Raw genomic sequence first — 20,502 nt, 5'->3', positions numbered from 1 at the left:
CACTTGCAAGCGGAAATTGTGACCGGCTACACACTGTCAAGGTGGTGAAGCCTTGGGTCACGACCGTCACCCTGTTTAGACAATTGCAAGAAATTGCAAGATTCAAGAAAGCGAGAGGACCGCCACGATGAGCACCGGATCTCACCCGCAGCTCACGCGCCGTGAACCAACGGCCGCGGAGTTCCGCGCGATGCAGCAGAGCCCTCAGTTCCAAGAACTGCGCTCCACTTTCCGCAATTTTACGTTCCCTATGTCCGTTCTCTTCTTTGTCTGGTTCATCGGCTTCGTGCTCGTGGCCACCTACATGCCAGACCTGATGGCTACCAAGGTGTTCGGCAAGATGAACCTGGGCATCGTTCTGGGACTGCTTCAGTTCCTCACCACCTTCATCATCACGTGGGTGTACATCAAGTTTGCTAACAAGAACATCGAGCCGCGTGCTACCGCGATTCGTCAAGAAATGGAAGGGATGTAAAAGGTGTCCAACACTTACCTTCTCGCAGCCGAGTCCAACACCGGCAACCCCGTTCTCAACATCATCGTCTTTGTTATCTTCATCGTGGTCACCATGGCCATCGTGATGCGCGTGGGCAAAAAGACTTCAGACGCATCGGATTTCTACACCGGTGGTGCTTCCTTCACCGGTACCCAGAATGGCCTTGCCATCGCCGGCGACTACCTCTCGGCAGCGTCGTTCCTCGGTATCGTCGGTGCGATCGCGCTGACGGGCTACGACGGATTCTTGTACTCCATCGGATTCTTCGTCGCATGGCTGGTAGCCCTCCTGCTGGTGGCTGAGCCACTGCGTAACGTGGGTAAGTTCACCATGGCTGACGTTCTGTCTTTCCGCCTGAAGCAAAAGCCAGTTCGTATGGCAGCTGCCATGGGTACTCTTTTCGTGTCCCTGTTCTACCTGATCGCTCAGATGGCTGGCGCCGGCTCCCTCGTGGCCGTGCTGCTGAACCTGCATGGTAAGACTGAGCAGGCCATCGTCGTGGTCATCGTCGGTATCATCATGATTGCCTACGTCCTCATCGGCGGCATGAAGGGCACCACCTACGTCCAGATGATTAAGGCCGTGCTCCTGGTGGGCACCGTGGTTATCATGACCGGCCTCGTGTTCTTCGCAGTCAAGGGTGGTTTCAACGAGCTGTTCACCAAGGCAGTCGAAGCCCACGGCGGCAACGAAGCATTGCTGAAGCCAGGCATGAAGTACGGCAAGACGGAGATCTCCAAGCTGGACTTCATCTCCTTGGGCCTCGCACTCGTGCTGGGTACTGCAGGTCTGCCACACGTTTTGATGCGTTTCTACACCGTGCCAACGGCTAGGGAAGCTCGTAAGTCTGTAACCTGGGCTATCATCCTCATCGGTGCGTTCTACCTGATGACCTTGGTTCTTGGTTACGGCGCTGCAGCCCTGGTTGGCCCAGAGCGCATCAAGGCAGCTCCTGGCGGCGCAAATGCTGCAGCACCACTGCTCGCACTCGAACTTGGTGGCTCCTTCTTCATGGCCATCATCTCCGCGATTGCCTTCGCTACGGTTCTTGCTGTGGTTGCAGGTCTGGCGATTACTGCCTCTGCTTCCGTTGCACACGACGTGTACCACTCCATCATCCGTAATGGTCAGTCCACGGAAGAAGAACAGGTCCGCGTCTCCCGCATCACCGTAGTTGTCATCGGTGTCGTGGCGATCGTCCTCGGCATCCTGGCCATGAGCCAGAACGTGGCCTTCCTGGTGGCCCTGGCCTTCGCTATCGCAGCGTCCGCTAACCTGCCAACCATCCTGTACTCGCTGTACTGGAAGAAGTTCAACACCACTGGTGCTGTCACGGCGATCTACTCCGGCCTGCTCTCCGCGCTGGTTCTGATCGTGTTCTCCCCGGCAGTGTCCGGCTCGGCTACGGCAATGTTCCCGAACGCTGACTTCGCTTGGTTCCCGCTGGCGAACCCAGGCCTCGTCTCCATCCCACTCGGCTTCCTCGGCGGTATCGTCGGTACCTTCATCGGTAAGCCGGACAACATGGATGATCTGCAGTCTGAAATGGAAGTCCGTTCCCTCACCGGCGTCGGTGTGGAAGCTCCGGTCGACCACTAGTATTCACTCTCAAGTAGCCCGCGATTCCAGCTTTGCTGGGACGCGGGCTACTATCTTTTTCGTGACTCGAACTTCCACTCGCATCGGCCTAGGCTTGCTGGTCCTGGGCATCCTGGGGAGTTTTGTCGTGGGCACCATCACCCTAGATGAGACGGCAGTGGAGCCACCTCAGTTGCCTCTGCTGGAAGAGGGCGTCGCCGCGCTCAGCGACTATGTCGATCGTGAAGCATTAGACAATTTTTCCGAGTATCCAGGCGGGACTCAGTTGACGTTCGTGCGACTTTCCGATGGTCAGCACCACGGTAGTGCTACCGAAAGGTTTCCGCGCCCCGCGCTCAGCTTGGCCAAGCTGTATATCGCTGATTATGTGCTACTCACAGGGGATAAAGAGGATCACGACTCGGCCGTTGAGATGATCGAAGCCTCGGACGATGTCGTCGCCGATCAGTTAATGGAGAAGTATCCGGAAGCTATCGATGACACTGCACGTCGTTACGAGTTGTGGTCGACTTTTGCAGGCGAGACCTGGGGGACCAGCCAGACGTCAACATATGACGTGGTGAAGTTCCTGCGATTGAAATTGCAGCACGATCCGGATTCCGATCTCCTGGATGCGATGCACTATAGCCACGAGTTTGCGTACGACGGCTACCAGCAGAACTTTGGCACCTCGACCCTCCCGGGTGCACGGGGCACGAAATGGGGATGGTCGGATGATAGGGAGTTGCACTCGTCGGTAAGCTTCGGCGACGACTTCGTGGTAGCCGCCGCCGTGCAGGGGTCCGCGGACGACCTGACCGCGCTGGTCAAGCGTCATGTGGAACCTGTACTAGCTCGATAGGCCGCGTGCCTTGTTCACCATGTTGATGGCGTCGTTAATCTGCTGCTGGCTTGGGAGCTTCACATTGCCAAGCTGTGGTGGCAGCATGCTGGAGAGCTGATCCGTGTTCGGGATAGCGGGGATCTGCCCCGGCGCAGGGGTTGGGGCATAGCCTGGCTTCCACTGGCCCCAGTCGTGTGCGTACACGTTGTTGATGTCGACCTCAACGCCACTGATATTTTCTTGCCACTTGGCCTTCTGGTGGATGGTGGTGCGGGGGTGGATGCGGCCGGCGGAGCCCCAGTCGTGCATCCAGAAGAATTCGCCGAGGCCGTCGGCGATAGCCCAGTCGATGACGTTGTAGTTGCCATAAATGCCTAGTCGCAGGCCGGCACCTTCCAGTGCGGTCTTGAACGCGCGCAGGTAGGGGCGGATCTGGCCGTCGTATTGGGCGCGGGTTGGGTTGTCATCGATCGCGACGTAGATCGGGCGTCCGGTTGGGCCGCCGGCAGCGGTGTGCAGGGCGATGGCCTGTGGGGCGTGGATAGCCGCGCCTGCAGCGCCCTGGAGCCAGTCTGCGGTTTCAGCGCGACCGAACTGGTACACAGATGCAACCTCGAGGCCTGCGTTGGAGAAAGCCTTGGTCTCATCGATCCGAACTGGCTTGCCGAGCATCCAGTTAGCACCCGGGCGTCGCTCGGATACGTAGCGGACAGCGCCGAGGTGGCCCCGCGCCTTGACATCCTGCGCGTTTGGTACGCCGCCGGAGTAGTCGATAACAGTGCCGACGGGCGCGCCGAGTGCGTGAGCTGCAGGGAGCTTATCGACGGCGCTGGCAGCGATTGGCGCAACAGCGGCCAGGGCGCTGGCTTTGAGGAACGAACGACGAGAGAGGACCACAGGAAACTCCAGTTGCTTTTATTAACTCATGAGTTCTTTTTATGAACAACAGTCACAATAGCAACTAGATGGGGTGGTGGCTAGGGGAGTGGAGAAATGTGAAAGTCGAATCCCCAACATTGAGCAATGGGAATTCGGCCTAATATATGTGCCCCGAGAAGAATCGAACTTCCGACACCGGCTTTAGGAGCCTATCTGATCTTAACCTGCCGCAACTGGGTCTTCCTGGGGCTGTGCCGCGGCCCAAAAGATTGCAGGCAAAGCCCGCCTAGGCCCGCAGGACCATCTATCTTTCTGCCGCGGCACAGTTGATAGGGGTGATCTAGCATGATTCCCTTAAGAATCGCCTCCACCCGTAGGGCGCGAGGCCAGTCTTTCTTCGAGAACTATCGGTGTGTCATGGCTTGTCACCTGGTCGTAAGTGACACACGGATCGAAGTCCAAAGATTCGGATCGCTTCTTTCAAGACCATGAATACTCCGGAAACTGCAGGACCGATCTCACCGTCTAAGCTGGCGGTAAGCGTGACAATCTTCTGGCCCTTTGCGATAGCTTCGGGAACTTTTGCTCCCAGTTGCTTCATTCCGTATTGGGAGCGGGCATGGGCTGCTGCACTACCCGATCTCCACTGGTTCGAGATTCCGTATCGAAACCACTTGGTGTCTGAATCGTCGCCCTTAAAGTTTTCCTTGATTGTTTGCTCAATGACGTCGGTTTGATTCAGCTTCTGCTTCTCTACGTTGATGCCCAATCCTGCTGTTTCAACGATTTTCTGCAGCCATTCTTGTTTTGCCCTTATCTGTGCGACGAGCGATTCCGTCTTATCTGGTTCCCATCCGTCAAGTCGGGGGATTGAATTGAATTCCGCGATCTGTTCTTGAAACTCCTGAGATTTCATGATGCACAGTCGCTTTTGTCGGACTTGCCGGGTTGGGCCAGAAAGTAACCACAGGGCATTAGTTGATGCAATCAATCCAGTTCGGCAGACGGTCATGTAAGCAGTAGGGTAAGTCCTCTGCATTTGAGTGATGGACGTGATTGCGAAGTGGAGGTGTTCAATCGCAATACAGAGCTGGTAGTAGATAGCAACATCCATTTCCAATTCTCCGAGAGAGTCACACGCTAAGGAGCTTCGTTCCTCGGGTTTCGGTGGTGTGCGAGTTAGCTCAAGCCACTCTTGAGCTTTCGGTTCGATCGCCCTAATGCGATCCAGCCATTCGGCTTCTTCGAGAGTTAGGGCGTTGTGAGGGTGAATTGCCATTGCTTAATCGTATCTACCGGCGAGCATGATCTTTCTCTACATGAAGAAATCCGCAGGGGAAAGGTATTCCTGCGGATTTCTAACCGTCCGAGACAGCAAGAGATTGGGGGCACCCCACGCCTCGCAATACGGTTGGTTCGATGTGCAGCAACTGGAGTGCCAGGGCAAACGCTGTGAATCCTTGTAATACAATACTTGGAATTGGAGGCGAGGATCTTGGTGACATTAGTTGAACGTGCAGAAGTCTGAAGAGTGGAAGCACTTGACAAGATTGGGCGAGAAAACTTAGACGTTTCCGAACAGTTCTTCACGGCGTCGACAGTAGCTTCGGTCATGGCAGATATGCTGGTAGGTCGAGATTTTTGTAGGAAATCTGTCAGGTTGCTTGATCCAGGTGCTGGTACCGATATTCTGTCTGTCACAGTCATTGATCGAATTAAAGAAGTTTCTCCAGATACGAGTGTTGATGTAGTTGCAGTTGAGAAAGAGCCCTCTACTACACCTTTCTTGTGATAAACGCTCAAAGACTATGCAGAAAGTATTTCCGGATTCACCTACGATGCTGTTGGTGGCGTAGAAGCCGAGAGTACCAGGGACTTCAGAATTGAGGCGGACTGGGGACGCAGAAGACATGAGACACACCTTTCGAAGCGGGGATAATGTCATCTCTGTCTTGGGTGTCGGCTCTGCCGGTACGGGGCACTTAGCGGTGTTAGTCTTCATGCACTTTGTGAGCATTCTACGATCAATTCATGCGCACTTCATGACCGACGATTTCTACATTCTAGGTGCATTTGGCATGCATCCGACGGCTACTTTTCAGACATTCGATGAGTGCCGAAACCTGCATTCTCCGTCGGCAGTTGCAAGCAAACCGTGAACAGACGGTAATACGGTAAAGCTAAAATGGGGGTTATCCATTTTTGCAGGGCTAATGAGTTCTTTTTCAGATTGGCATGGAATTGAAAACCAAGAATGTTTTGACTTCGGAGCGGGATCGGCAAGGTTGGATAATCGCAGATGACCAAGCGCCAATTTCAGCAGCGTTATCACGACAAGAAGATCGATGTGTGATCTCACTAGTTTCGGATTACGTCGAGCCTGAGAATCGTTGGACAGATTCAGTCAATCCTCGCGATGCCTGGAGCCATCCTTTTGACTTCCTTTTCATAGATGAGTTGGGGCAAGTCGAGGTAGCAAACTGCTGGACAATTCAAGTCCGTGGCGCGGGGCCATTTCAGGGAGTTGAACGGTGGGAACTGCAACCTCAACACCTAATTTTCGATGGAAATGGCAAGACATGGGAGAACGCATCTGAAGTTGTCTCGTACGTGCCGATGCTGCGGCACTGGATGCGAGAGGATGCAGAGCTTATCGATTCGAACTACGGAGACGACAATAACTGGCTGGAGATCAATCTCAAGAAATCGAAGTCAATTCTGTTTCGAGGACAGTTGAAGCATGAGATCATTCTTGAAGCTCGTACTGAGTCAATCGGACTTGGCAAGGGGATACAAGCATTTAGTATTGCTCGAATTATTACCAAGTTAGATAAATCAGAAGAACGTGATATTGCGATTGAGGAACATACCGCAGTTCTGGAATTTCTTTCGATCATATATGGTCAACCAATTGGATTTACTCAGCGAAGTGTTAGCTCTAGTTGCAATCCGATACTTAACTTCAATCATCAACCAATCAATCCTGACTATTGGAGGGAATGTAGAGTCGAATCCTTAGGTAACGAGGATGCTTTGCTTGATGTAGAAGAAGGTCGAGATCCTGAGGCGTTAATTCGATACTCCACGGAGAATCCAGAAGTTTTTTCTCGCTGGCTAGAGTTCTGGGCGAATAACAAGCCGGGTGTGGATGCTCTAAAACGAGCTTTATCTGAAAAGATTTCTTGGGAAAATCGGCTATTAAATGTAGCGGTTGCGGTAGAGGAATTCGGGCATAGAATCCCAGGTCAATCGGAGCGGGGAACTCTAGCTGAAAACTTCCCCGTCTATTTGAAACGGGTATGTCTCAGCATGCCGAGGATTGTAATGATGCATCCTGAACTATGGGCTAACCGATTTAACGCCGCGTACAAAGGTATCAAGCATGCTGACAATGACTATCCTGAACTAGCAGAAATCGTTCGAACAGCAGATCAGGGCATCAACTGGCTTCGGGCCTGGTGTTGTTTCCAAATAGACCCTGATAATCCGATTATGGATTACACCTGGAGTCGTATAAACAATATCGAAGAGTTTTATCCGAAATCGCAAGAAGATTTAGCAAATGACAACTGGGCAAGTTTGTTGACAGACGAGGAGTGGAAACAGGAAAGCGCTCGGTTAACCAAGGCGAATAGCAACTATCGTTGGAATCGAGCTGATGTGTTTAACTTTGGTGAGCAAAACAGCGATTCTGAAGGGGAACATGGAGGCTAGGCTCCACTTGGTGCGCTGAGTCCTGACGACTGCAAGGTTGTCGAGAGTGATTTGGCTCATACTCGGTCAGTGAACCTCCTGCATAGTGGGGTATCAATGTAGTTCGTTGCGTTGTCGGCTGGCGGGATAACAGACTCAGCCAAAGCTGATGGGGAAGCACTGTTCTAGTGACATAGGCAGTGGCATTTTAGACAAATTGTTTAGTAAAGCTGGAAAACGGCTGTGAGGTCACGACCGTAGTAGTGCCCCCGAGAATGTCTGGTTCGGTGACATCGTTCTGTATGTCTTATGAGATCGTTCCGCCTTGGCCTGCAGGGATGTCCTACAACATCGATCCGGTTTCACATCGAATGGGGCGAACTGCCCAGGAATTGGCAATGCCCGTGTCTTGAGACATCATTCCACCATGCATAGACAATGAAGAACTCAGGCAAGCCGTCACCCACAATCATCATCGAAACCCTACTGGCACAGCCAGCTACGCCGCCTATATATCGGACGCCAATGGGCAGGAGAGCCCATCACCATGATGTGCATCGACCACCACGTCGACATCAGAATCATCGCTACCGGGGCAAAAATCGCCGCCTAAACGCTCAACGACGAAACCATCAGCTACAACCAAAAAGACAACGAACTCACCCCACCCCGGGGCAACACAAAAAGAAAAAGTCCCGAAACACCGTAGGAACGATGTCTCGAGACTTCACAATGTGCCCCCGAGAAGAATCGAACTTCCGACACCGGCTTTAGGAGAGCCGTGCTCTATCCACTGAGCTACGAGGGCAACGCAATTGCTGCTGAAAAGAGTTTAGCGCACTGACAACGGTGACCAAATCATGTGTTCGGGGGACACTTTTGGGGGTTGAAATACTGGAATTCGAGCGAAACGAGGGCGGTTGGGCTTAGGCTAGAACAAGGATTTGTCAATTACTTAGAAGGACTAGGTGTTTCCCATGGCCGAGCTGAAGCCAACTTTTACTGACGTTAACCGCCGCGACATCTTGGCTCGTATTATCACTAAGAACGACGTTCCTGTGCTCTCCGTGGAAGAAATCCTTGAGGACGGCACCACCAAGCGCATGATGCTGCTCAACAAGTACGATGCTAAGCAGCTCTCTGCTATGTGCGAGCTTTACCTGCAGCAGATCTTCTCTGTGCAGTTCAACCAGAACACCAGCTCCCTGTCTCCACAGGAGATGGCTGAGATCTTCCAGGATCTGAGCTAGTTTCACACGAAGCGACGCCACCACATGAAGTAGGTGGCGTTTTTCTTTTGCTACAAATGGACACTATGCAGCACATTGAAGTCATCGGCATCGGTGCCGGAAACCCAGATCATCTGACTCTGCAAGCCGTCGAGGCTTTGCGCCGGTCGGATGTAGTGGTGGCGCTGGACAAGGGTGACACGAAGGCCGATCTGCTCAATGCGCGACGGGAAATCGTCGATAAGCATGCGCCCGGCACCCCGATCGTCGCAGTGACCGACCCCGAGCGCGACCGCAACCCCGCCGACTATAAGGCTGAGGTGGAGCGGTGGCACCAAGAGCGCGCACAGCTGCTTCTCGACGCCCTCCCCGCCGAGGGCACTGCCGCATTCCTGGTCTGGGGCGATCCATCACTGTATGACTCCACGCTGCGCATCATCGAGCGGATGCGTGGCCTCGGGCTAAATGCCACGGTGACCGTGACCCCAGGGATTACCGCAGTGCAGGCGCTGACTGCCGCCCATGGGATTTTGATCAATCGGATTGGCGAAGATATCCGCATCACCACTGGCCGCGCGCTGGTGGATGGCCCGATGACGAATGCTGTGGTCATGCTCGATGGTGGGGCTGCCTGGATGCACGCGCCTGATGCAGAGATCTGGTGGGGTGCCTACTTGGGGACCGACAAGCAAGTGCTCCGCCACGGCCTCGTCTCCGAGATCGGCATTGACCTGGCACAAGAAAAAGCCGCGCTTCGAGAAAAGCACGGCTGGATCATGGACATTTACTTACTTAGGAAGTAAGTCGCGCGAACTTGCGCATGGCCACCTTGGGGAGCGGATTGGTGGCGTAGGAGCCGTCCGGGTACTTCACGGTCGGCACGATGCGGTCTCCGCCATTGACGGACTCGACCCACGCCGCAGCCTCGGCGTCTTCCTCGACATCAATCTTGGTGTAAGGGACTTTCGCCTCGTCGAGGGCGGCGACGAGCTTCTGGCAGAACGGGCACCATTCGGTGGTGTACAGGGTGAGCTCACTCATCGGGAGCTCCTTTCGTAGGTGAGGAATCGGTAATTGAGCGGGGTCTTGTCTGGATCCGACAGGAGATGGCCCTGTTCGGAGATTTGCCAAGGTGTCTCGGCGACCAGCTTAAACTCATCCAGCGCTGGCGCATAGACCGCGTTCTTCGTTGAGCTCAGCTTCGTGTCGATTTCCGTGACAATGACGCGGGTGACCTGGGGCAGAGTATCGGCGTAGACGCGACCGCCTCCCATGATCCAGGCATCCGTGTCCGGCAGTGTGGTGATCACCTGAGCGCCACGCGACCAGTCGCCGGGCTCACGGCTGGATAGCACGTAATTCTCGCGGCCGGGGAGTGGGCGGAAGCGCTCGGGAATGGATTCCCAGGTAGCACGGCCCATGATGACTGGGGATCCCAGCGTTGTTGCCTTTAAGTGCTTAAGGTCCTCCGGCAAGTGCCAGGGCATATCGACGCCGTCGCCGATAATTCCGTCGCGGGACTGCGCCCAAATCGCCTGCAACACTAGACGGCGACCTGGCCTTTGATCGCAGGGTGTGGATCGTAGCCTTCGACGACACAATCCTCAAAGGTGTAGCTGAATAGGTCGTGAGCCTTGTTCAGCTGCAGCGTAGGGTAGGCGCGTGCCTCGCGGGACAGCTGAGTCTTGACTTGCTCCACGTGGTTGTCGTAGATGTGGCAGTCTCCGCCGGTCCAGATGAACTCGCCAACTTCCAGGCCAGCCTGCTGCGCAAACATGTGCGTGAGCAGGGAATAGGAGGCGATGTTGAACGGTACCCCGAGGAACATGTCGGCGCTGCGCTGATACAGCTGACAGCTGAGCTTGCCGTCCGCGACGTAGAACTGGAAGAGCAGGTGGCAGGGTGGCAACGCCATGTTCTTGATTTCCGAAACGTTCCACGCAGAGACGATGTTTCGCCTGGAATCCGGGTTATTCTTTAGCGTCTCCAGTGCCTGGCTGATTTGATCAATGTGGCCACCGTCAGGTGTCGGCCAGCTGCGCCACTGCACGCCGTAAACCGGCCCCAGTTCGCCGTCTTCAGCGGCCCACTCATCCCAGATATGGATGTTGTTGTCTTGTAGCCACTTCACGTTCGATGAGCCCTGTAAGAACCACAGCAGCTCACCGACGATCCCCTTCCAGTACACCTTCTTGGTGGTGATCAGCGGGAACGCCTCTGCGAGGTTGAAGCGGATCTGCTGGCCGAACAGGCTGGTTGTGCCGGTTCCTGTGCGGTCATCCTTCTTGGCGCCTTCGCGCAGGATCTTGGCCAACAAATCTTCATAAGGGGTCGAAATCATGACTACTACCGTAGTCGGAAGTCCATCGAAATATCGATGTGCCCCATGAAGACCCCACGAACATTGGAGGTAGTCGCCGGGGACCTGCTTAAAAGTGCTTGAGCGCCTCGCGCCGGGAAAGTGGCTGCAACTCATGGGCGTCGACAAATGCCCGTACCCACGATGGGTTGTAATGGGCGTAGTCGCGAAGCGCCCAGCCAATGGCTTTCGCGATGAAAAACTCGCGGTCGGCCAGATTCGGCTCGATGCACTCGGTGAGCAACGAAGTGTCCACATCTGCCTTGCGGTGGAGCTGGCTGATGATGGCGTAGCGACGCACCCACATGTCCTTATCGCGGGCCCACTCACGCATCATGGCTGATGCTTCAGTCGGGTAGGCAGCGAACATGTGCTCCTGCACCTTCACTACCGAATCCACTAAGTCCCACCAGGCGCCCTCGCGGACGATCTGTTTCACCAAACCCATGGCGGTGAGCGTCAGCCGTTTCCGATAGCGCGGCAACGTGAGCGTGAATATTGCGGCTCGTCGCTCGTCGCGAGTGGCTGCCTCCGTCCAAAGCGCGCTGACTTCCGCCAGCAGTACAGCTTCGGAAGGATCAGCGCCGAGCACCTCCAGGGAGTGCACATTAACCAGCCGACGCAAATCAGCGGTGACCATGCCCACCATAGGTTCGGTGGTTTTGAGGTACCGCTGTTGTGCCTCCGCTCGCTCGGGGTCGGCGAGCTCGGCAAACGCTGGACGCAGAACGGTTGCTAGTTGACTAGTAAGAACCATGTGATTCGAGGTATGCCGCTGCATGCCCGATGATGTCTTCGGCCAGCTCAGGACGGCAGATGAGCAGATCTGGCATGTAGGTGTCCTTGTTGTTGTAGGACAAAGGATCACCGTTCAGTCGGGAGCAATGCAGACCGGCAGCTTTGGCCACGCCTACCGGTGCGGCGGAGTCCCACTCGTACTGGCCACCTGCGTGGACGTAGGCATCGGCGTCGCCAAGCAGAACATGCATGGCCTTTGCTCCTGCGGAACCCATGGGGGTGAGCTCGAAGCCCATGGAATCTGCAATGTGCTGGGCTACCTTTGGTGCGCGGTTACGAGAGACCACGATCTTGCGGGAGAGCGGGCCGGTGACGGCCTTGGACTCCTCGGAGCTGAACACAACGCCGAGGTCAGGCAGGGCAACGGCAGCCTGGATCGGCTGGCCGTTTTCTACCAGCGCGATGTGCACTGCCCAGTCCTGGCGGCCACCAGCGAACTCCTTGGTGCCGTCGAGTGGGTCGATGATCCATACGCGGTCCTTGGCCAAGCGGGACTGGTCGTCCGCGGCCTCTTCGGAGAGCACGCCGTCTTCTGGGCGGTGCTGGGCGATTACCCGGGCGATCCAGTTTTGTGCGAGGTCGTCGCCGGCGTCGCCAAGCGCGCGGTCGCGGAGCAGACCTACACCGCGGACACCCTTCAGGATCTCACCGGTGCCGAGGGCCAGTCGGAAAGTAAGGCGTGCGTCATCAATGGAAGCAGTCATATGATTCATGCTAGTTGTTTGGTTACATAGAAGCATGACTACGAACATTCTTGACCGCTTCCGCCCACATGTGCGGACATGGTTCACGGATGTTTTCGCAGCTCCGACGCCCGTTCAGGAGCAAGCGTGGGAAGAAATTTCGGCCGGGTCGCATGCGCTAGTTGTCGCCCCGACCGGCTCCGGTAAAACTCTTGCAGCGTTTTTGTGGGCGATCAATTCACTCGTCGATCAGCCGGAGCAGCCTGCCTTGCCCGCGCTTATCGACGCCCCGCTGCGGCCCACTCGCCGCGGCGGGAAAGTAAAAGTGCTGTACATCTCACCGCTGAAGGCACTAGGCGTGGATGTGGAGAACAACCTGAGGGCACCGCTGCTTGGAATTAGCAGGGTTGCCGCCAGGCTCGAGATGGCAGAGCCGGAAGTCACGGTTGGGGTGCGCTCCGGAGATACCCCAGCCAGCGAGCGAAACCGGCAACTCAGAACTCCGCCGGATATCCTCATCACCACTCCAGAGTCGCTGTACCTCATGCTCACGTCCAAGGCTGCGGCGATCCTCGACGAGGTCCACACCGTCATCATCGATGAAATTCACGCCATGGCGGGTACCAAGCGTGGTGTCCACCTGTCTCTCACTTTGGAAAGACTGGCCGAGGTTGCGGGCGATTTCCAACGCATCGGCCTGTCCGCCACGGTTCGTCCGCTCGAACGGGTGGCGGCGTTCCTGGGCGGCGACCGCCCAGTCAGCCTGATTGCCCCGCAGTCGGAAAAGCGCTGGCAGCTGGATGTGCATGTTCCGGTCGATGACCTGTCGGACCTGCCAACTCCCGATCAAGGCTCTCCGATCGGGGAAGCGGTCCTCGATGATCCGCACGGTTTTGGCGGCCCGACACCGGCACAGGAGTCCGCACTGCCGCAGCAAAAATCCATCTGGCCATTCATTGAGCAGGAGCTCTACCAAGAGATTATGGCCGCCCAGTCCACCCTGGTGTTCGTGAATTCGCGGCGCAGCGCCGAGCGCTTGACGTCACGCCTGAATGAGCTCTACGCGATCGAACACGACCCTGCTGCACTGAGCCCTGAGTTAAGACGCGACCCCGCGCAGCTGATGAAATCAGTGGATGTGGCAGGGAAAGCTCCCGCGATCATTGCTCGCGCTCACCATGGTTCTGTGTCCAAGGAGGAACGCGCCCAGACGGAAGCCGCCTTGAAAGCAGGCGAATTGAAGTGCGTCGTGGCCACCAGCTCCCTCGAGCTGGGTATTGACATGGGTGCCGTGGACCTAGTGGTACAGGTGGAGTCCCCACCGTCGGTGGCTTCTGGTTTGCAGCGCGTGGGGCGCGCCGGGCACTCGGTAGGCGCCGTATCTCAAGGCTCGTTCTACCCGAAGCATCGCGCTGACCTGGTGCAAAGCGCGGTAACCGTGCAGCGGATGCGCCAAGGGCTCATCGAGGAACTCAAGGTGCCGCAGAACGCGCTCGATGTTCTCCTACAGCAGACCGTGGCGGCGGCGTCGATAAGCGATGTGCACGTGGACACCTGGTACGAGTGCGTCCGCCGCGCCTACCCCTATCGTGACCTGCCTCGCGACGTCTTCGATGCGGTCATCGACCTGGCCTCCGGCGTGTACCCGTCGACCGATTTTGCCGAGCTCAAACCCCGCGTAGTGTTCGATCGCACCACCGGCACACTCCAGGGGCGGCCGGGTGCGCAGCGCGTTGCGGTCACCAGTGGCGGTACCATCCCGGACCGCGGCATGTTCGGGGTGTTCCTCGTGGGGTCCGAGGGTGCCCCGCGCCGCGTCGGCGAGCTGGACGAGGAGATGGTGTACGAATCCCGCGTGGGGGACGTCTTCACCCTCGGCGCGACCAGCTGGCGCATCGAAGACATCACGCGCGACCAGGTACTGGTCAGCCCCGCGCCAGGACACACCGGACGCCTGCCATTCTGGACCGGCGATCAGGCAGGACGTCCTGCCGAACTGGGGCGCGCGGTGGGGGCATTCCGTCGTGAGGTGCACGCGAACCCCGGCGTTGCCACCGACTTGGATGAGCGCGCCAGGAACAACCTCATCGCATTCCTGAACGAACAAGAGGAAGCAACCGGCATCATTCCAGACGAGCAAACCCTGGTGCTGGAGCGTTTTCGTGATGAGCTGGGCGATTGGCGCGTCGTGTTGCACTCGCCGTTCGGTAGGGGAGTGAACGCAGCTTGGGCGCTCGCAGTAGGCGCTCGGATTTCAGAAACCACCGGAATGGACGCGCAGGCAGTAGCGGGTGACGATGGCATCATCTTGCGCCTGCCCGAGTCCGACCGGGAACCTTCCGCCGATCTCTTCGTCTTCGATGCCGACGAGATCCGGGACATCGTGACCGAGCAGGTAGGAAACTCGGCGCTATTCGCCTCCCGTTTCCGTGAGTGCGCCGCCCGCGGTTTGCTGCTCCCGCGACGCAACCCTGGCAAACGGGCCCCGCTGTGGCAGCAACGCCAGCGCGCCGCGCAGCTGCTGGACGTCGCCCGAAAGTACCCGAGCTTCCCGATCATCCTGGAAACCGTCCGCGAATGCCTGCAGGATGTCTATGACCTGCCGGAGCTGACCCAGGTACAAAAGGATCTCGGCTTGCGGCGCATCCGCATTGCCGAGGTCACGACCGAACAGCCGAGTCCCTTCGCCTCCAGCCTGTTGTTCAACTACACCGGCGCATTCATGTACGAGGGCGATTCGCCACTGGCGGAAAAGCGCGCCGCCGCGCTGGCACTGGATCCAAGTTTGCTGGCTAAGCTGCTCGGAACGGTGGAGTTGCGTGAACTGCTCGATCAAGATGTCATCGCTGAGATCCATGCTCAGCTGCAGCGCACCACCCCTGACCGGCGCGCCCGCACGGCAGAAGAACTGGCCGACACGCTCCGTCTCATCGGACCGATTCCGGTGTCTGACCTGGAAAACCACACCGACGTTTCCTTGGGTGCTGCCCTTGATCAGCTCGCAGGTCGAGTCATGGTGGTGCGCATCGCTGGCCGCGACCACCTCGCCCAAAGTCTCGACGCTCCGCTGCTTCGCGACGCGCTCGGCATCCCCGTCCCCGCTGGTGTCTCCGCCCAGGCCACGGTCATCACTGACGCTTTGGCACAGCTGGTGAACAGGTATGCCCGCAGCCGGGGGCCCTTCACAGTGGCAGAGTTGGCTGAGGTCTTTGGGCTCGGGCACTCCACGGCGCTCGCGGCAATCCAGGGCGCACTGAGCCAGAAAGTACTGGTAGAGGGGCACTTCCGGGCGGGAGTTGAGGCAATGGAGTACTGCGCGGTTGAAGTGCTGCGTAGAATTCGCTCGCTGAGCTTAGCTCGTGCGCGGGCGGAAGCAGAGCCAGTCTCTACCAGTGCGTTCGCCCGTTTCCTGCCCGAGTGGCTCGGCGTCGCTCCAATCGGGGAAAGCCCAAAACTGCACGGCGCCGATGGCGTGTTTCAAGTGCTGGAGCAGCTGGCCGGCGTGCGTTTGCCGGCCAGCGCGTGGGAAGCGCTCATTCTGCCGAGCCGCATTTCTGACTACCACCAAGGCATGCTCGACGAGCTCACTGCCAGCGGTGAGATCCGCATCCTTGGCGCGGGCGTCGCGGCGGCCAAGGATCCGTGGATCATGCTGCTGCCAGCAGACTACGCTGCCGAACTTGCCCCCGAACAGCACGACGCGGCGCTGTCGCCGCTGCAGGAGCAGGTGGTGGAGGTCTTGGGTAAAGGCGGCGGCTTCTATTTCGCTGACCTGCTCGCAGAGCTAGATGTCCCGGCTCTCGAAATCCGCGACGCACTGTGGAGCTTGGTCGATGCTGGGCTGGTCACCCCGGACAGCTTTGGTGCTATCCGGGCGCGGCTTTCTGGAACCTCGGTCAAGGGCGCCGCACATCGTGCGTCCAGGCGCCCCACCCGCGGCCGCCTGCGCATGGGTCGAACCTCCTTTGCACAGAGCCAGCAGCAAGGGACCCCGCCTGACATGCTGGGGCGCTGGTCGCTTGCCGTCACGCCCAGCACTGATACCACCTCGCGTTCGGTCGCACACGGCGAAGCGTGGCTCGATCGCTATGGCGTGGTCACGCGTGGTTCGATCGTCGCGGAGGACGTGCTCGGCGGCTTTGCACTGGCGTATAAGGTGCTTTCGCGCTTCGAAGAAAACGGCAAGGCCCTACGCGGCTACCTGATCGAGGGGCTGGGCGCCGCCCAGTTCTCCACGCCGTCGATCGTCGACAGGCTGCGTGGCCTCGCAGATAGCCCCGATCTTTCCGGCTGGCCTTCCGGCGCCGACGACCCCCACTGCTATGTCCTGGCGGCGACTGACCCCGCCAACCCTTACGGCGCGGCGCTGCCATGGCCGGACACCGAACTGCGCCCCACCCGCGCTGCCGGGGCACTCGTGGTGCTTGTCGACGGCCTGCTCCTCGCACACCTTGGGCGCGGCGGACGCACCCTGAACCTGTTTTTCGACGAACTCCCAGACGGTGTCGGCGAGAGCACAGAGCAACTGGCGACTCGCGTTGTCCAGGCGCTGGGTGCGGTCATATCTCACGGCCGAATGAGCCGGATTGTGGTGGAAAAGATCAACGGTGAGTCGGTGTTCGACACGCCGATGCTCGGCGCATTGAAAACAGCAGGCGCGTCGATCACTCCCAAGGGACTGCGGATCGGTGGGCAGACAGTCCCTGCCCGGAAACCAGTCACGCGCACCCTGGAAGACATTTCTTTTGATGACCCTCCTCCAATGAGCTTTGGCAATCCCTTCGGCAGGAGGCGCTAATGCCCGAGGGAGATTCTGTCTACCAACTGGCCAAACGCCTGCAGTTCATGCGCGGGCGCGAGGTGCTTTCCACGTCGCTGCGCACCCCGGCAACCGCTCTGGAGTCCTTTGATGGGGAGCGCGTGCAACGCGTTTGGCCCTACGGCAAGCATCTATTCATGCAGTTCACCGGCGGCAAGGTGTTGCACACCCACTTGAAAATGGAGGGCACCTGGTCGGTACACAGGAAAGGGGAGAAGTGGCGCAAGCAGGGCTACAAAGCTCGCGTTGTGTTGGTGCTTTCCGAACAGCCCACACCGATCGAACTCGTTGGCTTCGAACTCGGACTTGTGGCGGTGTTCCCCGCGAACGAGTACGTCGATCGAATGGGATACCTCGGGCCGGATGTGCTCTACCCCGACTGGGAAAACTACGGCTTCGCCGAAGCTAAACGACGCATCCTCGAAACCCCGATCCGGCCTATCGGCTCGGCGTTGCTCGATCAAAAGAACCTCGCGGGCATCGGCAATGAGTACCGCGCAGAAGTGTGTTTCCTCGCGGGAATCCATCCTGCAACCCCAGTCTCTGACGTTGATCTGGACAAGGTACTGGGGATTTCCCGTCGCATCATGTGGGCGAATCGAAACTCGCCGATTCGCGTGACCACCGGGGTCAAGCGCGCCGGGGAGAACGGCTATGTATTTGGCAGGGAAGGGAGGCCTTGCCGTAGGTGTGGCACACCGATCCTCAAGAGCTCGCTGCAGTGGAGCGTGGATGAACTCGAACGGATTATCTGGTGGTGCCCGAACTGCCAGCTAGGGCCCTAGCTCCTTGATGCGGTTATTTGCCTCCAGCAAGCGTTTTTGTCGATCCTTCTCTTCCTGCTTGGCAAGCTTTCCAAAGGTCTTCTCGTCGGACTCATTGAACTTCAGCGCAGCCCGAGACAACATCATTGCGCCACCCGCGGCTAACATGCCTAGCCAGGAATAGCTCCAGCCGAGCATCAGGCCGAGGAAAAAGAGTCCGCCACCAACCACGCTGAAGACTACATCGAGTCTCTGCACTAGCTCGCCCTTCTTTTTCAGCTCCATCAGTTCCTGTGACGCGTCGGACGGCTGTGCGACGGGAAGCTGCGGGGTGAGTGAACCGGCCTGGAAGGGGACGCCGCCGGGGAGGTCGTCGAAAAGCGGGCGCAATTCGCCCAAGGTGCGCGCGACGGCTGCCTTTTCGGTGCGGTCATTGAATTCCGTGATGTCGAGTCGGCCTTCGGCGTAGTGGGTGCCGAGCGCTTGGAGGGCGGTCATCCGTTCATTGTCGGAGAGTCTGAGTTCGTCGTGGCTCACTGGGCACTTCCTAGTTATGCTTGGGGTATGAAGACCATCTTAAACATCATCTGGGTCATTACCGGCGGAATTTGGCTGTCGCTCAGCTACTGGGTAGCCGGGCTTATCGCTTGCCTGTTTATCGTTACTATCCCAGCCGGAGTGGCGAGCTTCCGCATCGCTAATTACGTGCTCTGGCCATTCGGTCGAACCGTGGTCCAACCAGCTCATGGAAGCTCACCGCTCGGTGCAGTGTCGAACGTGATTTGGTTCCTCGTTGCGGGTCTGTGGCTCGCAGTTGGTCACGTCACCACTGCTGCGGCTCAGGCCGTCACCATCATCGGACTGCCACTGGCCTGGGCAAACATCAAGATGATTCCAGTCACGTGCTTCCCATTCGGCAAGACAATCGTCAACTCTGATGCCATCCCATTCGGTTACGAGCCAATGGTCAAAATGTAGTTCTACATTTAAAAAAGAACCGGACCTTGCCTATGTTGGCAGGTCCGGTTTTTGTTTTAGTTCTGCGCTTCAGCAGCACGCTTGGACTTGATATCGCGACGGATCAGGTAAACCAAGAGCCAGACCAAGGCTACGGCGACGATCGCGTAGACCACGTTGGAATACTTGTCGATGACATCGGCGACGATCGTGTAGCGGTCGCCCAACCAGTAACCCAGGGTCACGAGGATCGCATTCCATACTGACGAACCGATCGTGGTGTACAGACCGAACTGGAATAGATTCATGCGGTCGATGCCTGCTGGGATCGAAATCAGGGAACGAATACCGGGGATTAAGCGACCGATCAGGATTGACCACGTGCCGTACTTATCGAACCAATGCAGCGACTTGTCCACATCCTCGCGGGTGGTCAGCCACATCCAATCGGCAATCTTGCGCAGGCGCTCAGCACCGACCGCGGCACCCACCCAATACAGGATGTACGCGCCGACCACGGATCCAATGGTCGCAAAGATGAAAGCCAGGTAGACGTTCATCTTTCCCTGCGCAGCCGTGAAACCGGCCAGCGGGAGGACAACCTCGGAAGGGATCGGCGGGAACAGGTTCTCCAGCAGAATCGCTACACCGACGCCCGGAGCGCCGAGCGTCGCCATGAGAGAAACTACCCAGTCAACGATGGAAGACAAGATTGCATAGGTCCTTATCTATGAAAGAAGTCGGTACCGGGAAAGCGTATCAGAAGGGGGCCACCATGTAGAGCGGGCAGCGCGGGGCGCAATGCGAAAAGAACCAGGCTAGCCAATACGATAGGCCAGCCCCCAACCCGCAGCGCAGACCTTTTCGAGCCTTGGGATGTGGCTTTCCAAAATATCTCGCACCCACTGTCGATCCTGTTCCCAAGGAAGAGCCTTGTCGATTTCCTCATTGGTGAGGGTTTTCAAATCGGACACTGCCGCTTGAAGTTGATCTGGGTACACGATTCCGAAGTAGGGAATCCACCCTGATTCCGTATGGGTAACTTGTCCCTCAAATAGAGCATATGCGGGACGTGAGGGGGCTAAGACTTGTTGGAAGGGGCGCCAGGCTTTGTCCACCGAGAGCCAGTTGTCAAAGACAATTGGTGAGTTGAGAGGACTTTCCTCAAATTGCCATCCCATGGCCCAGGCCAAGATCAAACAATGTGCGTCGCATTGGGGGCTGTTGATGAAGAACTTTGCCGATTGTAGTTCTGCCAATTCGAGAAAACGTGGATCAATTTCATAAGCGTCGTGTCTGATTCCCATGCCCCGCATAGTGTCAGAAAACGATGATCCGGACCGCCGGCTTCTCCCGGCTCTTGTGGATAACTCGAGCTATCCACAGGTAAGAGTGAACCCGGC

General features: G+C 57.5%; 20 protein-coding genes, 1 tRNA gene and 1 pseudogene. 11 read left to right on the top strand and 11 right to left on the bottom strand.

Features of this window, described 5'->3' with window-relative positions:
- Positions 1-127 precede the first annotated feature (127 nt).
- From CKALI_RS08575 to CKALI_RS08565, 3 genes are all read left to right on the top strand, one after another.
- Complete coding sequence (locus tag CKALI_RS08575) at positions 128-475, top strand: DUF485 domain-containing protein (RefSeq protein WP_156192945.1); 348 nt, start codon at positions 128-130, stop codon at positions 473-475.
- A 3-nt stretch (positions 476-478) separates the two neighbouring features.
- Positions 479-2,095: a solute symporter family protein gene (locus tag CKALI_RS08570; RefSeq protein ID WP_156192943.1), complete on the top strand. Its 1,617-nt coding sequence runs from the start codon at positions 479-481 to the stop codon at positions 2,093-2,095.
- A gap of 61 nt (positions 2,096-2,156) precedes the next feature.
- Entirely contained in the window at positions 2,157-2,936 is a 780-nt protein-coding gene (locus CKALI_RS08565; RefSeq protein ID WP_156192941.1) for a hypothetical protein, read from the top strand.
- Here the strand turns inward: CKALI_RS08565 and CKALI_RS08560 are convergent.
- Entirely contained in the window at positions 2,925-3,815 is an 891-nt protein-coding gene (locus tag CKALI_RS08560) for a DUF1906 domain-containing protein (RefSeq protein ID WP_156192940.1), read from the bottom strand. The genes CKALI_RS08565 and CKALI_RS08560 overlap by 12 nt on opposite strands.
- 397 nt (positions 3,816-4,212) lie before the next feature.
- Entirely contained in the window at positions 4,213-5,076 is an 864-nt protein-coding gene (locus CKALI_RS08555; protein WP_156192938.1) for a hypothetical protein, read from the bottom strand.
- Positions 5,077-5,328: 252 nt separating this feature from the next.
- Between CKALI_RS08555 and CKALI_RS08550 the strand changes: the two genes are divergently transcribed.
- The 3 genes and pseudogenes from CKALI_RS08550 to CKALI_RS12365 all read left to right on the top strand — a co-directional run.
- A complete protein-coding gene (locus tag CKALI_RS08550) occupies positions 5,329-5,589 on the top strand; it encodes a class I SAM-dependent methyltransferase (RefSeq protein ID WP_156192936.1) in 261 nt (86 codons plus the stop codon).
- Positions 5,590-6,032: 443 nt separating this feature from the next.
- Positions 6,033-7,511: a hypothetical protein gene (locus CKALI_RS08545; protein ID WP_231580443.1), complete on the top strand. Its 1,479-nt coding sequence runs from the start codon at positions 6,033-6,035 to the stop codon at positions 7,509-7,511.
- Positions 7,512-7,977: 466 nt separating this feature from the next.
- A pseudogene (locus CKALI_RS12365) lies at positions 7,978-8,199 on the top strand (IS481 family transposase); the annotation flags it as partial.
- Between the two features lie 26 nt (positions 8,200-8,225).
- Here the strand turns inward: CKALI_RS12365 and CKALI_RS08540 are convergent.
- A tRNA-Arg gene (locus tag CKALI_RS08540) sits at positions 8,226-8,298 on the bottom strand.
- Positions 8,299-8,467: 169 nt separating this feature from the next.
- On the opposite strand from CKALI_RS08540, the gene CKALI_RS08535 reads away from it, so the two are divergent.
- Both CKALI_RS08535 and cobF read left to right on the top strand, forming a co-directional pair.
- The gene (locus tag CKALI_RS08535; RefSeq protein WP_156192934.1) at positions 8,468-8,740 is read left to right on the top strand and encodes a hypothetical protein; all 273 of its coding nucleotides are present in this window, start codon (positions 8,468-8,470) and stop codon (positions 8,738-8,740) included.
- A gap of 65 nt (positions 8,741-8,805) precedes the next feature.
- Entirely contained in the window at positions 8,806-9,522 is a 717-nt protein-coding gene (gene cobF / locus CKALI_RS08530) for a precorrin-6A synthase (deacetylating) (RefSeq protein WP_156192933.1), read from the top strand.
- Here cobF and CKALI_RS08525 read toward each other — a convergent pair.
- The 5 genes from CKALI_RS08525 to CKALI_RS08505 form a co-directional block, all read right to left on the bottom strand.
- On the bottom strand, positions 9,512-9,760 hold the full coding sequence (locus tag CKALI_RS08525) for a mycoredoxin (protein ID WP_156192931.1): 249 nt from the start codon (positions 9,758-9,760) through the stop codon (positions 9,512-9,514). The genes cobF and CKALI_RS08525 overlap by 11 nt on opposite strands.
- Complete coding sequence (locus tag CKALI_RS08520; protein ID WP_156192930.1) at positions 9,757-10,263, bottom strand: dihydrofolate reductase; 507 nt, start codon at positions 10,261-10,263, stop codon at positions 9,757-9,759. The genes CKALI_RS08525 and CKALI_RS08520 overlap by 4 nt, the downstream gene beginning before the upstream one ends.
- Positions 10,263-11,060, bottom strand: a complete 798-nt coding sequence (locus CKALI_RS08515; protein WP_156192929.1) for a thymidylate synthase — start codon at positions 11,058-11,060, stop codon at positions 10,263-10,265. Before CKALI_RS08515 ends, CKALI_RS08520 begins: the two co-directional genes overlap by 1 nt.
- A gap of 88 nt (positions 11,061-11,148) precedes the next feature.
- Positions 11,149-11,835, bottom strand: a complete 687-nt coding sequence (locus CKALI_RS08510; protein WP_156192927.1) for a DNA alkylation repair protein — start codon at positions 11,833-11,835, stop codon at positions 11,149-11,151.
- Positions 11,822-12,580, bottom strand: coding sequence for a 3'(2'),5'-bisphosphate nucleotidase CysQ (locus CKALI_RS08505; protein WP_156192925.1), 759 nt, complete (start codon positions 12,578-12,580; stop codon positions 11,822-11,824). Before CKALI_RS08505 ends, CKALI_RS08510 begins: the two co-directional genes overlap by 14 nt.
- A 34-nt stretch (positions 12,581-12,614) precedes the next feature.
- Here CKALI_RS08505 and CKALI_RS08500 point away from each other — a divergent pair, with 34 nt between their 5' ends.
- Positions 12,615-17,357 carry an ATP-dependent helicase gene (locus CKALI_RS08500; RefSeq protein ID WP_156192924.1) on the top strand — a complete coding sequence of 1,581 codons (4,743 nt, stop codon included), beginning with the start codon at positions 12,615-12,617 and terminating at the stop codon, positions 17,355-17,357.
- A complete protein-coding gene (locus CKALI_RS08495; RefSeq protein ID WP_156192922.1) occupies positions 17,357-18,163 on the top strand; it encodes a DNA-formamidopyrimidine glycosylase family protein in 807 nt (268 codons plus the stop codon). The genes CKALI_RS08500 and CKALI_RS08495 overlap by 1 nt, the downstream gene beginning before the upstream one ends.
- Here the strand turns inward: CKALI_RS08495 and CKALI_RS08490 are convergent.
- Positions 18,152-18,679, bottom strand: coding sequence for a DUF1707 SHOCT-like domain-containing protein (locus tag CKALI_RS08490; protein WP_156192920.1), 528 nt, complete (start codon positions 18,677-18,679; stop codon positions 18,152-18,154). The two genes, CKALI_RS08495 and CKALI_RS08490, sit on opposite strands and share 12 nt — an antisense overlap.
- A gap of 27 nt (positions 18,680-18,706) precedes the next feature.
- Here CKALI_RS08490 and CKALI_RS08485 point away from each other — a divergent pair, with 27 nt between their 5' ends.
- The gene (locus CKALI_RS08485) at positions 18,707-19,120 is read left to right on the top strand and encodes a YccF domain-containing protein (protein WP_156192918.1); all 414 of its coding nucleotides are present in this window, start codon (positions 18,707-18,709) and stop codon (positions 19,118-19,120) included.
- 56 nt (positions 19,121-19,176) lie between these two features.
- Here the strand turns inward: CKALI_RS08485 and CKALI_RS08480 are convergent, their stop codons facing one another.
- On the bottom strand, positions 19,177-19,809 hold the full coding sequence (locus CKALI_RS08480) for a DedA family protein (protein ID WP_156192916.1): 633 nt from the start codon (positions 19,807-19,809) through the stop codon (positions 19,177-19,179).
- 108 nt (positions 19,810-19,917) lie between these two features.
- On the bottom strand, positions 19,918-20,406 hold the full coding sequence (locus CKALI_RS08475; RefSeq protein WP_156192915.1) for a hypothetical protein: 489 nt from the start codon (positions 20,404-20,406) through the stop codon (positions 19,918-19,920).
- Positions 20,407-20,502 lie beyond the last annotated feature (96 nt).

Source organism: Corynebacterium kalinowskii, from assembly GCF_009734385.1.
GTDB classification, from domain to species: Bacteria; Actinomycetota; Actinomycetes; order Mycobacteriales; family Mycobacteriaceae; genus Corynebacterium; species Corynebacterium kalinowskii.
The sequence above is the reverse complement of the archived record's forward strand: the minus strand, read 5'-3'. Positions and strand labels throughout refer to the sequence as shown.

What these genes read in the sequence shown, in the direction of transcription:
- CKALI_RS08535 (WP_156192934.1), top strand. Translation starts at nt 8,468, where the DNA reads ATGGCCGAGCTGAAGCCAACTTTTACTGACGTTAACCGCCGCGACATC.
- CKALI_RS08575 (WP_156192945.1), top strand. Translation starts at nt 128, where the DNA reads ATGAGCACCGGATCTCACCCGCAGCTCACGCGCCGTGAACCAACGGCC.
- cobF (WP_156192933.1), top strand. Translation starts at nt 8,806, where the DNA reads ATGCAGCACATTGAAGTCATCGGCATCGGTGCCGGAAACCCAGATCAT.
- CKALI_RS08500 (WP_156192924.1), top strand. Translation starts at nt 12,615, where the DNA reads ATGACTACGAACATTCTTGACCGCTTCCGCCCACATGTGCGGACATGG.
- CKALI_RS08485 (WP_156192918.1), top strand. Translation starts at nt 18,707, where the DNA reads ATGAAGACCATCTTAAACATCATCTGGGTCATTACCGGCGGAATTTGG.
- CKALI_RS08555 (WP_156192938.1), bottom strand. Translation starts at nt 5,076, where the DNA reads ATGGCAATTCACCCTCACAACGCCCTAACTCTCGAAGAAGCCGAATGG.
- CKALI_RS08545 (WP_231580443.1), top strand. Translation starts at nt 6,033, where the DNA reads ATGGAATTGAAAACCAAGAATGTTTTGACTTCGGAGCGGGATCGGCAA.
- CKALI_RS08505 (WP_156192925.1), bottom strand. Translation starts at nt 12,580, where the DNA reads ATGACTGCTTCCATTGATGACGCACGCCTTACTTTCCGACTGGCCCTC.
- CKALI_RS08510 (WP_156192927.1), bottom strand. Translation starts at nt 11,835, where the DNA reads ATGGTTCTTACTAGTCAACTAGCAACCGTTCTGCGTCCAGCGTTTGCC.
- CKALI_RS08475 (WP_156192915.1), bottom strand. Translation starts at nt 20,406, where the DNA reads ATGGGAATCAGACACGACGCTTATGAAATTGATCCACGTTTTCTCGAA.
- CKALI_RS08525 (WP_156192931.1), bottom strand. Translation starts at nt 9,760, where the DNA reads ATGAGTGAGCTCACCCTGTACACCACCGAATGGTGCCCGTTCTGCCAG.
- CKALI_RS08495 (WP_156192922.1), top strand. Translation starts at nt 17,357, where the DNA reads ATGCCCGAGGGAGATTCTGTCTACCAACTGGCCAAACGCCTGCAGTTC.
- CKALI_RS08515 (WP_156192929.1), bottom strand. Translation starts at nt 11,060, where the DNA reads ATGATTTCGACCCCTTATGAAGATTTGTTGGCCAAGATCCTGCGCGAA.